Consider the following 13,978-nt stretch of genomic DNA (forward strand, 5'->3'; position numbering starts at 1 on the left):
AACCAACAACCCCCAACACCAGGGTTTTGGCAGGAACCAACACAATTGAATAACAACACCACAATGTTGTAACCACACAGTTTTCCCACACCCACCAAGGTGTGCGGACAAAGGGTTACGGCGGTCATAGCGTGGGGGAAACGCCCGGTCCCATTCCGAACCCGGAAGCTAAGACCCACAGCGCCGATGGTACTGCACCCGGGAGGGTGTGGGAGAGTAGGTCACCGCCGGACACACATTAGGTCGAGGCCCCAACCAGCACACGGTTGGGGCCTCCCACATTTAACAACCCAGGACCTGTAGGACCACCCGGGCAAACCCGCCGGGAAGCTCAAAGGCTTCCGCCAACGGCTGAAAATGGCCCCGGGAACCGGTGATTAACCTCAAAAACTCGCGGAAACACGCGGAATTTGCGGACCGGAAGCGCCCAAGCTGGTAAGTTTTCGGACAGTGGCTTGTACGCATGCCGCGTGCAGGCTTCAGAATCAGAATCGTCCAGGAGGACATAAATGGCTAAGAACCGTAGTGAACTTGTTGCAGAGGTAGCAGGCAAGGCCGGCACCAGCCAGGCTGCCGTCAACTCCGTCCTCGATGCACTGTTCGAGGTTTTCGAGACTTCTGTCGCCGCGGGCGAGAAGATCACCATCCCGGGCTGGCTCGCCGTGGAGCGCACCGACCGTGCAGCCCGCACCGGCCGCAACCCGCAGACCGGCGAAACCATCCAGATTGCAGCAGGCCACAGCGTTAAGCTGACCGCCGGCTCCAAGCTGAAGGCTGCAGTCTCCAAGAAGTAAGGCTTGTCCCGTCCGGCACGCAGCCGGCTGGAACGAGGAGCGGCAACCCCCTGGGTTGCCGCTCCTTCGCTTTAACAGCCCGCTCCCGGATTCGCGGCCCGGGCAGGCGTAGCGGACAATGGAATGGTGTCTTCTGCCGCAAAACCACGTTCCACCGCGCCCCAGTCCGATCCTGGCAAGGGAGCTGCGGTCCGGGACGCCGGAAGCCGGGGGATTCCGGTACCCTGGCAGCTTGCAGGCCTGGCAGCACTCTTCCTGGGCCTCGCAGCAGCACTGGTCTTTTCCGGCGCTGCGGCGGCCCGCAGCGTGGCCGATCCCGGCGCACTGGTGCGTTGGGGCCTGCCCATCAGCAAGGCTGTCCATAACGTCTCGCTGGCGACGGTCGTCGGTGGCCTGATCTTCGCCGTCGGCATTCTTCCCAAAGGCCTTAACGCCCGTGGCCGTGACCGGGAAGCGCCAGGCAGCGTTGCCCCAGAACATCCCGCCTTCACCCGCGTCCTCGCTGTGGCCGCCGTCGCAGGTGCCGTGTGGACCCTGTCCGCCATCTCAGTCCTGGTGCTCACCTACGCCGATGTTGCGGGGCAGGGGCTGTCCGGCGACCCGGCGTTCACCCAGGCCCTGGTGTACTTCATGACGGACATCGAAACGGGCCGGGCCTGGCTTGCCGTCATCATCATCGCGGCAGTGGTGACCACGGCGATGTTCGGCGTCCGGTCCCTGGGCGGCCTGGCCCTGACCCTCATCCTGGCCCTCATCGGCCTGGTCCCCACGGCCCTGATCGGCCACTCATCCAGCTCTTCGGACCATGAGGGCGCCATCAACTCGCTCGGCCTGCACCTGGTGGGCGTGAGCACCTGGGTGGGCGGCATCATCATCCTGGCCCTGCTGTCCGGGATCCTCACTGGGACCAAGGCCGGGGCAGCCACGGACATCACCGAACCCACGCTCCGGCGGTTCTCCGCCCTGGCCGGGTTCGCATTCGTGCTGGTCTTCGCCTCGGGCATTATCAACGCGAGCATCCGGGTCACCAGCTGGGCCGATCTCTTCGGCTCCGCCTACGGACAGCTGATCCTGGCCAAGAGCGCAGCTGCGGTAGTGCTGGGCGGCATCGGCTTCATGCACCGCCAGTGGGTCATCCCACAGCTGGGCCGCAAGGGCTCCACCCTGTCTTCACGACGGGTCCTCTGGCAGCTGGTGCTGGCCGAACTGCTGATCATGGGTGCCACCTCCGGCATCGCCGTGGCCCTGGGCCGCTCTGCTCCGCCCCAGCCCACCGAACCGGCGCCCAATGCCTCGCCCGCCTTCATCCTCAGCGGCTACGACCTGCCCCCGGAACTGACGCCCGAACGCTGGCTGACCGAATGGCGCCTGGACTGGCTCTGGGTGGGCGTGGCCCTCTTCGGCCTGGTGACCTACTTCCTGGGCGTGGCCAAGGTCCGCCGCCGCGGCGACTCCTGGCAGTGGTTCCGGTCCCTGAACTGGGTCATCGGCCTGGTGGTCCTGACCTACATCACGTCCGGGCCGCCGTCGGTCTATGGCCGCGTCCTGTTCTCTGCGCACATGGTGGACCACATGGCCCTGACCATGGTTGCCCCGATCTTCCTGGTGCTGGGCGCCCCGGTGACCCTTGCCCTGCGCGCGCTGCCCGCCCGCGGCGACGGCTCACGCGGCATGCGGGAATGGCTCCTGGTCTTCGTGCACTCGAAGTTCTCGCAGCTGGTCACCCACCCGCTGTTCGCGGCCGCGAACTTCGCCGGCTCGATCGTGCTCTTCTACTACTCGGACCTGTTCGGCTTCGCCATGCGCGAGCATGTGGGCCACGAACTGATGAACCTGCACTTCCTGCTCACCGGATACATCTTCGTGCTGAGCATGATCGGCACCGACCCCCTGCCGCTCCGTGCGCCCTACCCCATGCGGCTGCTCCTGCTGCTGGCCACCATGGGCTTCCACGCTTTCTTCGGCGTCTCCATCATGGGCGGCACCGGGCTGCTGGCCGCGGACTACTTTGGCAACCTTGGCCGCGCGTGGGGACCGTCGGCCCTCGTTGACCAGCAGACCGGCGGAGCGGTGGCCTGGGGCATCGGCGAGGTGCCCACGCTGTTGGTGGCGATCGGCGTCGCCATCATGTGGTCCAGGTCCGACCAGCGGGAGACCAAACGGGTGGACCGGGCGGCGGACAGGAATAATGACGCCGATCTGACCGCTTACAACGATATGTTTGCCAAATTGGCCGAACGCGACGCCAAGCTGGCTGAACGCAACAAGCTGGAAGGACGCTGATGAGCGAAACCGTACGCACGCATGCCCGGGTCCGGGCCTCCGAACTGGTGGGCCGCAACTGGTTGAACACCGGCGGCAAAAGCCTGGACCTCGAGGCCCTGCGCGGCAAGATCGTGCTGCTCGATTTCTGGACCTTCTGCTGCATCAACTGCCTGCACGTCCTGGATGAGCTGCGCCCGCTGGAAGAGCAGTACTCGGACGTCCTGGTCACCGTGGGGGTCCACTCGCCCAAGTTCGAGCACGAAGCCGATCCGGTGGCGCTGGCCGCGGCCGTGGAGCGGTACGAGATCCACCACCCCGTGCTGGACGATCCGGAGCTGGACACCTGGAAGGCCTACACCGCCCGCGCTTGGCCCACCCTGGTGGTCATCGACCCCGAGGGCTACATCGTGGCGCACCTCTCCGGCGAGGGCCACGCGGACGGGCTCGCCGTGCTGATCCCCGAGCTCATCGCGGAACACGAGGCCAAGGGCACCCTGCACCGCGGCTCCGGCCCGTACGTGGCGCCGGAGGCGACCTCCGGCACCCTCCGCTTCCCCGGCAAGGCTTTGTTCCTGCCGGAGGGCCGAGGTTCCGCGGCATCGGCTGGAACGTCCGACGACGGCACATCCGCAGGTGCAGCAGCCTCCAACGGTGCCGGGAAGGGTTCCTGGCTGGTCACCGACACCGGCCACCACCGGCTGGTGGAGCTGGGCACCGACTTCCAGACCGTCCTGGCCACCTTCGGTTCCGGCATCAAGGGCTATGCCGATGGTCCTGCCGCGGGGGACACCGCCAGTGCCCAGTTCAACGAACCCCAGGGCCTGGTCCTGCTCCCGGAAGATGTGGCAGCCAAGGCGGGATACGACGTCGTCATAGCCGACTCGGTCAACCACCGCCTCCGGGGACTCTCTCTCACGGACGGAAAGGCCTCCACCCTGGCCGGCAACGGCATTCAGCGCCTGCTGGAAACCGGCCCGGCACGCGTGGACGAGGAAGGCGCTGGGTTCAGCGGTGCCCTGGGCAGCGATCCGCTGGAGGTTGCCCTGAGCTCGCCGTGGGACGTGGTGTGGTCTCGCAAGCTGAACGCGGTGGTGGTGGCGATGGCCGGCACCCACCAGATTTTCAGCTTCGATCCCATTACGGGCGCGGTGGCCATCATTGCCGGCAACGGGCTGGAAGGCCTGCTCGACGGGCCCGCCCATGAGGCCTGGTTCGCCCAGTCGTCCGGCCTGGCCGAGGATGCCGACGGCAACATCTGGGTGGCGGACTCCGAAACCTCCGCCCTGCGCAAGCTGGTCATCGCCGATGGCGGCACTATCACCGTGGAGTCTGCGGTGGGCAAGGGACTGTTCGATTTCGGCTTCCGCGACGGCCGCGCCGCCGAGGCGCGCCTGCAGCACCCGCTCGGAGTGACCGTCCTGCCGGACGGCTCCGTGGCGATCGCGGACACCTACAACGGGGCGGTGCGCCGCTACGATCCCGCGTCCGGCACGGTGTCCACCCTGGCCCGCGGCCTGGCAGAGCCCTCGGACGTCATTGTTGACCACACACAGTCAGCCGGCTCCGAGCCGCTGCTGGTGGTGGTGGAGGCGAACAAGCACCAGCTGGTCTACGTTCCCATCCCCAAGGAAGCGCAGCAGGTGGATGAGGGCGCGTCCCAGACCCACCGGCCCAAGAGCCCCGTGGCTCCCGGACCGCTGGATCTCACCGTCCGCTTCACCGCGCCCACCGGGCAGAAGCTCGATGACCGCTGGGGCGACCCCACCCAGCTGAAGATCTCCTCCACCCCGCCGGAGCTGCTGGTGTCCGGCGGTGGGACCTCCGTGGGACTGCTGCGCAGCCTGGAGCTGTCCCCGGACGTGCCCGAGGGTGTGCTGCACATTACCGCCCGGGCCGCGGCCTGCGACGGCCCCGAAACCGAGGACGGCGAGATCCCGGACCACGCCGCCTGCCACCTGTACCAGCAGGACTGGGGGATCCCCGTGGTCCTGCAGGCCGACGGCGACACCGAACTGGTCCTGGACCTGCGCGGCATGGACTGACCCGGCCGGCCGCTGTGCTGAGAGGCTGCTTCCTTGTGACCCTGCGTCACGGGAAGCAGCCTTTCGCGTTTCCGGCGTGACGGCAACCGCGGAATTCCGGGGTTTTCGGTGTCCGAGGGCACTGAAAGCGTGCTTGGCGTGACGCGAGCTGAGTTCTCTGCTGTCCACATAGGCCCGAACCAGGCTGTCAGTCACCTTTTGGAGCCGGGCAGCATGGGCGCATGGATGCCCTCAAAGCCTTGGAAGTCTGCGGTGGAGCCGCGCGGAGGCCTGCCTTGGCAAGATTGGGAGTGGATGACGCCGCGCTTCGCCGCGCGGTGCGGGCCGGGGTGCTGCAACCGGACCGAGGGCTTTATGCGCTTCCGACGGCGCCTCCGGACTTGGTTGCCGTGCTGCGGAACCGGGAGCTGCTGACGTGTTCCAGCGCCGCGGCTTCTTACAGCCTTTGGTCGCTGCCCTCTGACGGAAGGTGGCACGTTTACCATCGCCGCCAGGACGCTGTCTGTGGCGAGGCCGTCCACCACGGCGGACTTCTCCTGCCGCCTTCCCCGCTTCAACCGGTGGCCGCCCTGGCAGATGTGCTGATTCATGCGCTGCGATGCCTGCCGTTCGCGGAGTCGTTGGTGATGGTGGAGTGCGCCGTAGCCCGCGGCGACATGACTGTGGATTTCCTGCGCCAGCGCTTACCGGGACATCGGAACGGAAGGGCCAGGGCGGTCCTGGACTGGGTGGACAGTGGGGCGGATTCGCTCCTCGAGACCTTGGCGCGGACATACTTCCGTAAGGCAGGGATCCAGGTGCAGCCGCAGGTGTACCTGGAGCGGGTGGGGTATGTGGATCTGCTGCTGGACGGCTGGCTGGTGGTGGAACTGGACGGGAGGCATCACGCGGAGTGGAAACAGGTTCAAAAGGACCATCGCCGGAACAATGAGTCGGTCCTGCAGGGTTACACGGCACTCCGCTACTACTACGCCGACGTGGTGTTCCGGCCGCAGGAGATGGTGGAGCAGGTGCTTGCCGTCCTGAAACGGCGGCGGTAGCTGCCCGGAGGCGTCACCCGGAGCGGGTTTTCACGCCATCCGAGTTGCCGGAACCCTGGAAAATCAAGGGCGGCGGCATGCTGCACCGCTGAAAGCGTGCCTGGCGTGACGCGGACTGGCAGCAGGGGCTAGAAGCTCAGCATCGGGGTGACCTTGACGGTGTCGCCGGTGACGTCCAGGCGGGTGGTGAAGCTGAAGTCCACCTCCTGGTCCAGGGGGTACCAGGCCCCGGTGAACGAGTTCTGCTGGAGCGCCTCCACCTTGGCCTTGCCGTCCAGGGGTGCCACCACCCAGCGGCCGTCGAACGGCTCCACCGATACACCGGGGTATTCGGTCACGGTCCACTTGATGCTGCCGTCCTGGACCCTGTTGTTGCTGGTGTAGTAGAAGGGGCAGTCCGGCTGGAGCTTCTGTTCCTTGACGGCCTCCGCCGCGCAGGTGTCCAGGAATTCCCGGATCTTGGCCGCAACATCGTTCTTCAGCTTGTCCGTGGCCTGGGTCAGCAGGTTCAGCGGCGCCACCGGGGTGTCCTTGGAAGTGACGGTGGCGCGGGTGGCCGGTGCCGAGAAGTACTGTCCGTCGAGGGAGGCCTCGTACTCACCGGGGTAGAACACGGCGAAGGAGTTGCGGCCGTTGGGCATGTTGACCGGGACGCCGTTGACAGTGGCTTCGCTGCCGTTGACCACAGTGATGTCGACGGTGGGCAGCCGGGACGGGACGAACGCCCAGGTGTTGAAGAACAGCCACTCGGTGCCGGTCTTCTGCAGCAGGAATTCCGTGTGCAGGCGGCTGCCGTCAATGGTGTACTCGAGCGGTACCATCACCTGGTTGTTCGGGCGTTCCTCGGGGTCGCCGATGGCCACATTGGCGACGCGGGAAGCTGACGTCTGCAACCCGGGGCCATCGAGCATGGCGGCGTTGCTCGGCGGAACGGCGGCCTTCAGGAGCCCCAGCGCACGCCCCCCGTCACCGCTTTTCAGGGCATCCAGATACTCCCTGACCGGCTGTTGGGGACTGGCCACGGTATTGTTCACCACGTTGATGGCCACGACGGCTGCGGCGACGGCAAGCATGAGGCCCAGCAGCCATCCGGCCGCGATCCTCACCAACGCTTGACTCATCTGCACGTTCCTTACAGTAACGGCAGTGCGGACACACACTAAAGTTGGGGTCCCCCTAATCTGCCCGGCAACGGCGGGTTAACGCCCGACGGCGGGCCGCCGGAACAGCGTCAACGGGAACCTTGGGCAGGTCCCGGGACACCCCCCGGTGCAGAGAGATGAAGTGCGGGGTGGGGCGGCAGGGGCCAGGAGCGGCAGCGTCAGCGGCGGCGGCGCCGGGAGGACGTGCCAAACACTCCGCGGAGCAGTTCGCGCCCCAGTTGCGTGCCCATGGACCGCGCCATGCTCTTCAGCCCGCCGCCCAAGGCCCCGCCGAGTACTCCGCCAAGGTCACCCATCATGCCGCCGGGCTGCGGCTGCGGCTCCCGCGGCTGACGTGTCCGGGGTGCACGCGGGGCCTTTGCCCGAGGCTTGGACGCCGGCTCGCCGTAATCCGGCCCGCCGTACTGGGGTTCCGGATCCACCGGTGCCGGGGCCGGCGCAGGCCTGCTGCTGGGCCGGCCCAGGATCTCCTCCTCGATCCGCCGGGCTTCGGCATCCACGTCGTACGCGCCGGGCGACTCAGGCGCGCCGGCAGGAGACCCAGCCGCCGGGCCGGTGGGCGCAGCAGCCTTGCCGCTGAGCTTCTCGTACGCGGACGGGTTGTCCACTGCGGTTCCGTATTTGCCCAGCAGGGCGGAGCCTGCCACCGTGCTGCGGACAAGGGCCTCGTCGCTGGGACCCATGAGCGACTCGGGAGCGCGGAGCCGGGTGAGGGCCACCGGCGTGGGTGCACCTTTTTCGTTCATGACGGTGATGACGGCCTCGCCGATGCCTGCGGACGTCAGGGTCTCTTCGAGGTCATAGTCGCTGAGCGGAAAGGTGGACACCGTGGCCTTGAGCGCCTTGGCGTCCTCGGGGGTGAAGGCGCGCAGGGCATGCTGCACGCGGTTGGCCAGCTGGCCCAGGACGTCCGCGGGGACATCCTTGGGCGTCTGGGTGACGAAGAAGATGCCCACGCCCTTGGACCGGATCAGCCGGACGGTGGTGGTGATCGCCTCCAGGAAAGCCTTGGATGCGCCGTTGAACAGCAGGTGGGCCTCATCCAGGAAGAACACCAGCTTGGGCTTGTCCAGGTCCCCGGCCTCGGGCAGGTCCTCGAACAAGTCAGCCAGCAGCCACATCAGGAAGGTGGAGAACAGCATGGGCTTGGTCTGCAGGGTGGGCAGCTCCAGGCAGGTGACCACGCCGCGGCCGTCCGGGGCGGTGCGCAGCAGCTCGGCGGTATCGAACTCCGGCTCGCCGAAGAACTTCTCCAGCCCCTGCGCCTCCAGGGTCACGATCTCGCGCAGGATCACGCCCGCGGTCGCTTTGGACAGGCCGCCAAGTTCCTCGAGCTGGTCCTTGCCTTCGTCCGAGGTGAGGAACTGGATGACGGCTCGGAGGTCCTTGAGGTCGATCAGCTCCAGGCCGTTCTTGTCCGCGAAGTAGAACACCAGCTGCAGGCTCGATTCCTGCGTGTCGTTCAGTTCCATGATGCGCGAGAGCAGGATGGGCCCGAACGAGGTCACCGTGGCGCGGACCGGGACGCCGTTGCCGTCACCGCCCAGCGCCAGGAACTCCACGGGGAACGTCCTGCCCTGCCACGGCTGGCCGATGCTTTGGGTGCGGGCGGTGAGTTTGTCACTGCCGACGGCGGCAGTCGCCAGGCCGGAGAGGTCGCCTTTGATGTCGGCCAGGAAGACGGGGACGCCGGCGGTGGACAGCTGCTCGGCCATCATGTGCAGGGTGACGGTCTTGCCCGTACCGGTGGCACCCGCCACCAGGCCGTGCCGGTTCATCATGGCCAGCGGCAGCCGCACCGGCGCGTCCTTGTGGAGCTCGCCGTCGACGATGGCGGCGCCCAGCTCAATCGTGGAGCCTTCCAGCGTGTAGCCCTTCTGGATGGTGGCAAGCTTCTCTGCTGTGGTTTTGGTGGCCATGGCGCCAGCTTAGCGGCGGCGGCCCCGGATCGGGCGGTACCCGGCCGGAGCAGTGGTCAGTCCTTCGGCGCGGTGGCCAGTTCCTTGGTGAAGGCCAGCGGCCCGATGGTTTCGGGGTCGGCGTCGAGATCGAACTGCGCCTCATAGCCGGTGCTGAGATAGAGGTGCCTGGCTTCGGGCTGCCGCGGGCCGGTGGTGAGGTACAGCCTGGTGTAGCCGCGGGTGGCAGCCAGGGTTTCCAGCTCGGCCAGCACCAGCCGGGCCAAACCACGACGGCGGTGCGCAGAGTGCGTCCAGATCCGTTTCAGTTCGGCGGTGGTTTCGTCGTAACGGCGGAACGCGCCGCCGGCGATCGACTCGCCTTCCTCCTGCACCACCAGGAGGGCTCCGTGCGGTTCCTCGAATTCCGCCGCCGGGTAGCGGTTCAGTTCCTCGGCCGCAGCGGAGCGGCCGAACAGGTCCCCGTAGCGGGTGTCGTATTCGACGGCGAGCTCGTCCAGGAGTGGCCGGACCCGCGGATCGTGCATGGGCAGGCTGAGGACCACCAGGCTGGCGGGATCAAGCGGCCTGGGACGAAGGTGCGGTCCTGCGGTCATGTTTCAGTTCTTTCCGACGGCGGCTGGTTCTGGAGTTGCTGGTTCTGAAGTTACTGAGTCTGAAGTTAGAGGGGTAGGCGTGTGGGCCAGGTCCCGGGCAGCGGCGAGGATGGTCCGGGCCAGGGCATCGTTCTCACGGAACGGTGCAGCGTTGGTGTTGGGCCGGGCAAAGGCGCCTGCGCCCCAACCGGACGTTCCAGGGCCGATGCCAAAGAGGGCAGGCCGGGGCTTTCCGTCGGCCCCCACCAGCTGGTGCTGCGGGGAGACCAGGAGTTTTCCGGTGGAGTGGATGCCGTCCGAGGTCAGCAGCTGCTGCTCGCTGCCCAGGCCGCTCCCGTACAGCGAGGCGAGCACGGGGTTAAGCGAGCGGGCCACCGACGTGGACGGCAGGCGCGCCTCAATCAGGGCCGCGGCCGTGACTGTCACCTCCGACTGCGTGGAGGAAGCAACAAAGAGCCCGGTGGTTTCGTCAGCGGAAACCTGCAGGCCCGGGCCCAGGAACTGCAGCAGGCCCGCCCGGTGGAGGGCGAGCATCTGGCGGAGCCGGTGGGGCGGCGGGCCGGAGTCCACGAAGCTGAAGAAGCCGTGCCACCAGCCGTGGATGACCTGCTGCGAGCGGGCGTTCAGCCGCTCGGGCGGGACCACCCGCCCCACCTCCATGTATACGTGCAGCAGGGCCAGGAACAGCGCAAGGGTCTCGGGGTGGTCCGGGCTGTCCCGGAGCGCCAGGTCATTCTCGATGTAATGGGCCACGGCTTCCTGCACGTCCTGGTGGCTGGCAAAGCGGCGGCCCTCGAAGGGACGGTCCAGCCGCTCCAGGTCCAGGTGCAGGCTGGAATCCGGGACGGCAGCGGCAACCAGATCCGCACGCTCAGCGCTGTACCAGTCCAGTCCGGCATAGGCAGCGGAAAACCCGTCCCAGCCCATGGCGGCGCGTTCCCGGCTCCCGGTCAGCAGCTCCCGGTAGTAGTAGTGCCCGGCCTCCTTGGCGATCAGGGGCCAGAGGTGCTCGCGGAAGTCCAGCTCGCCGTGCTGCTGCAGCAAGGTGTCCACCGCGGCTTTGGTGAAGAACTGCAGCGGCCCCGGCACCTGCCCGCGCAGGGCCGCGGAGATCTTGGAGTGGTACGGCACGCCCCGCCGCGACCCTGCCCACAGCACCGGTTCCCGTCCGGACGGAAGGTAGCGCAGCCCGCCGTCGGACGTCTCCTGGAATCTGCCGCCGCGTCCTTCCATGAGGAGGACCAGCAGGTCAACGAATGCCAGGCCCATCCCGGCCACGATCACGTCCTGCCCGGGCGCGATGGGGGAGTAGTCGACGTCGGTGGTGTAGCTGGGTGCCGCGTGGTACCCGCCGTGCCGGGCGGCGAAGTCCGTGAAGCCGGCGGAGACGGCGTCCGGGCGGGAGTCTGTGTGGCCCAGGGCGGTCACCACGATGTCCGCGTGCAGGGTGCGGCCGTTGGCCAGTACAACCTCATGGCCCCCGGATGGCAGCTCGGTTATGCCGACGGCGGTGCTCCGGTGGACCATCACGCTGCGGCCAAGGGACCTGGCGGTGCGGCGGAAGAACCATTCCAGGTACTGGCTCTGCAGCTGGCGGGTGGGAAAGCTGGTGCCGGTCAAGGCCCGCAGCTGGTCCCACAGCGGCTGCGGGAAGTCCGGAACATCGATGATGGAGGCGTCCAGGACGCCGGCGGCCCACTCGGCCAGCCCAGGTCCCGGTACGGCGGGCCCCTCGCAGTCCACCGACCCGTCCGTGAACATGGTGATGTCCGCGGCCATCGAGTTCAGGAGGAGCCCCGGGTCCTGGTCGTACCGCCAGATGCGGCCGGACCCCGGGATGTGCGGCTCCACCACATGGACCTGCAGCGGCCCGGCGAAGACCTCCGGCCGGTTGGCGGCGATCCGTTCCAGCACACCTGCCGTGCGCGGGCCGCCGCCGATGAAGACGATGGCCGGGATGGTGGCTGGCATGGGCTCTCCTGACGGGTGCTTGGTGTGCAGGGACGGCGTGGGACTGGCCGTCGGAGTGCCCATGCTAGGCAGCCGTGACGACGGCGGTCGAGCGCCTGGTCACGGCCGTTAACCCCGCGTCACAGCGGGTTAAAAGACGCAAAAAACCGACTCATGACGCTGTGCGAAGCCCCGTGAAGTATTGCAACCCGCCGCCTTGCTGGTCCGTTCCGGCCGGTCCTAGATTTGCAGCCAGCAACCGGGGCCAGCCGCCCCGACGCCGGGCAACCGGCTTCAGTCCAGGAATGAGAAGTGAGGTGGCCCCGTGAGTTCAGCAACCAGGGTGGCGCAGTCAAAGCAGCCGCAACCGGTCCAGCCGCAGCCGGACCAGGCTGAGGCAGTGCCACCCGCAGTGCCGCCGGCAGCGCCACCAGACGGAGCTGCTCCCGGGCAGCGGATCCCGGCGGACTACTCGTCCTACCGGGTGGTGGCAGCCAGGCATCCGTGGCGCTGGGTGGGGACTGCCGTCGTCGCGCTTGGTGTCCTTGCCGTGGCGTGGTCCCTGGCCACCAACCCGCGCTGGGAGTGGGGCGTGGTGGCGCAGTGGTTCACCGCCCAGTCCGTGGTCAACGGCCTGGTGGAGACCCTGAAGCTGACGGCGATTTCGGGAGTCCTGGGGTTCGTGCTCGGTTTCATCCTGGCGCTGATGCGGCTCTCCGCGTCGCCGTTGCTGGTCTCGGTGTCCTGGACGTTCTCCTGGATCTTCCGGTCCACGCCGCTGCTGGTCCAGATGCTCCTTTGGTACAACCTGGGCTACCTGTACGAGAAGATCAGCCTGGGCATCCCGTTCACCGATGTCCGGTTCTTCGAGGTGCAGACCACCACACTGATCAGCCAGTTTGCGGCAGCAGTGCTGGGACTGACCCTGAACCAGGCCGCGTACTCGGCCGAGATCATCCGCGGCGGCATCCTGTCCGTGGACCAGGGCCAGCTGGAGGCCGCGGCCGCGCTGGGCATCCCGGCCTGGCGCCGCTCCACCAGGATCGTGCTGCCGCAGGCCATGCGGGCCATCCTGCCCACGGCGTTCAACGAGATCATCGGCCTGGTCAAGGGCACCTCGATCGTCTACGTCCTGGCCTACTCCGAGCTGTTCTACACGGTCCAGGTCATCTACAACCGCACGCAGCAGGTCCTGCCGCTGCTTTTGGTGGCCACGCTCTGGTACATCGTGATCACTTCCGTGCTGAGCGTCTTCCAGTACTACATCGAACGGCACTACTCCAAGGGCGCGGTGCGGAACCTGCCGCTGACGCCCCTGCAGAAGGCCCGTAAATTCTTCGCCACCCACGCGGCGGTCCCCAACCGGAGGAACTTCTGATGACTGCAACCCTTTCAGCTCCGACAGTCACCCGCGGCTTGGTGGAAATCACCGGCGTGCGCAAGTCCTTCGGCGCCACCGAAGTCCTCAAAGGCGTCAGCCTGACTGTTGAGCCGGGTGGTGTGGCCGTGATCGTTGGCCCCTCCGGCTCCGGCAAGTCCACCCTCCTGCGCACCATCAACCACCTGGAAAAGGTGGACGGCGGGCACATCACCATCGACGGGCAGCTGGTGGGGTATGAAATCCGCGGCGACCGGCTGCACGAGCTGCGCGAGAAGGAGATCCTGAAGCAGCGGACCGAAATCGGCATGGTGTTCCAGAACTTCAACCTGTTCCCGCATCTCACCGCACTGGAAAACGTGGCCGAAGCACCCGTCGTTGCCCTCCAGCCCGGCAAGGCGCGCCGTTCAAAGGAGGAAGCCCGCCGCCGCGGCCTGGAACTCCTGGACCGCGTGGGCCTCAAGGACCGGGCGGACGCCTACCCGCGCCAGCTCTCCGGCGGCCAGCAGCAGCGCGTCGCCATCGCCCGCGCCCTGGCCCTGGACCCCAAGATCCTGCTGTTCGACGAACCCACCTCCGCCCTTGACCCCGAGCTGGTCAACGAGGTGCTGGACGTGATCCGCGAACTCGCTACGTCCGGCACCACGCTGATCATCGTCACGCACGAGATGGGCTTCGCCCGCGACGTGGCGGACACCGTGGTGTTCATGGACCAGGGCCAGATCGTGGAACAGGGCACCCCCAAGGACCTTTTCAGCAACCCCCAGGAACCGCGCACCCGGAGCTTCTTCTCCAAGGTGCTGGAACCGGCCTTCAACATCTAAGGACCAC

The 13,978-nt window shown here is 67.3% G+C and carries 10 protein-coding genes and 1 rRNA gene; 7 read left to right on the forward strand and 4 right to left on the reverse strand.

Translation table 11 applies throughout. From position 1 onward, the window contains the following. Positions 1-116 precede the first annotated feature (116 nt). From rrf to QFZ60_RS00060, 5 genes are all read left to right on the forward strand, one after another. Positions 117-233, forward strand: a 5S ribosomal RNA gene (rrf, locus tag QFZ60_RS00040). 276 nt (positions 234-509) lie between these two features. Further along, positions 510-794, forward strand: a complete 285-nt coding sequence (locus QFZ60_RS00045; RefSeq protein WP_011693739.1) for an HU family DNA-binding protein — start codon at positions 510-512, stop codon at positions 792-794. Positions 795-917: 123 nt separating this feature from the next. Beyond that, on the forward strand, positions 918-3,077 hold the full coding sequence (locus QFZ60_RS00050; protein WP_307087057.1) for a cytochrome c oxidase assembly protein: 2,160 nt from the start codon (positions 918-920) through the stop codon (positions 3,075-3,077). Then, a complete protein-coding gene (locus QFZ60_RS00055; protein WP_307087060.1) occupies positions 3,077-5,101 on the forward strand; it encodes an NHL domain-containing thioredoxin family protein in 2,025 nt (674 codons plus the stop codon). Before QFZ60_RS00050 ends, QFZ60_RS00055 begins: the two co-directional genes overlap by 1 nt. Before the next feature lie 221 nt (positions 5,102-5,322). After that, on the forward strand, positions 5,323-6,141 hold the full coding sequence (locus QFZ60_RS00060; RefSeq protein WP_307087061.1) for a DUF559 domain-containing protein: 819 nt from the start codon (positions 5,323-5,325) through the stop codon (positions 6,139-6,141). Positions 6,142-6,269: 128 nt separating this feature from the next. Here the strand turns inward: QFZ60_RS00060 and QFZ60_RS00065 are convergent, their stop codons facing one another. The 4 genes from QFZ60_RS00065 to QFZ60_RS00080 form a co-directional block, all read right to left on the reverse strand. Continuing rightward, positions 6,270-7,262: a hypothetical protein gene (locus QFZ60_RS00065; RefSeq protein ID WP_307087063.1), complete on the reverse strand. Its 993-nt coding sequence runs from the start codon at positions 7,260-7,262 to the stop codon at positions 6,270-6,272. 200 nt (positions 7,263-7,462) lie between these two features. Further along, the gene (locus QFZ60_RS00070; RefSeq protein WP_307087065.1) at positions 7,463-9,223 is read right to left on the reverse strand and encodes a helicase HerA-like domain-containing protein; all 1,761 of its coding nucleotides are present in this window, start codon (positions 9,221-9,223) and stop codon (positions 7,463-7,465) included. A gap of 56 nt (positions 9,224-9,279) precedes the next feature. After that, the gene (locus QFZ60_RS00075) at positions 9,280-9,819 is read right to left on the reverse strand and encodes a GNAT family N-acetyltransferase (RefSeq protein WP_307087067.1); all 540 of its coding nucleotides are present in this window, start codon (positions 9,817-9,819) and stop codon (positions 9,280-9,282) included. A gap of 3 nt (positions 9,820-9,822) precedes the next feature. Further along, a complete protein-coding gene (locus QFZ60_RS00080; RefSeq protein ID WP_307087069.1) occupies positions 9,823-11,790 on the reverse strand; it encodes an FAD/NAD(P)-binding domain-containing protein in 1,968 nt (655 codons plus the stop codon). Between the two features lie 304 nt (positions 11,791-12,094). Here QFZ60_RS00080 and QFZ60_RS00085 point away from each other — a divergent pair, with 304 nt between their 5' ends. Together QFZ60_RS00085 and QFZ60_RS00090 are read left to right on the forward strand one after the other, a co-directional pair. Continuing rightward, complete coding sequence (locus tag QFZ60_RS00085; protein ID WP_373427650.1) at positions 12,095-13,147, forward strand: amino acid ABC transporter permease; 1,053 nt, start codon at positions 12,095-12,097, stop codon at positions 13,145-13,147. Next, complete coding sequence (locus tag QFZ60_RS00090) at positions 13,147-13,971, forward strand: amino acid ABC transporter ATP-binding protein (RefSeq protein WP_307087071.1); 825 nt, start codon at positions 13,147-13,149, stop codon at positions 13,969-13,971. Before QFZ60_RS00085 ends, QFZ60_RS00090 begins: the two co-directional genes overlap by 1 nt. The last annotated feature ends 7 nt before the right edge of the window (positions 13,972-13,978 follow it).

This window comes from Arthrobacter sp. B2I5, from assembly GCF_030816735.1.
Lineage (GTDB): Bacteria > Actinomycetota > Actinomycetes > Actinomycetales > Micrococcaceae > Arthrobacter.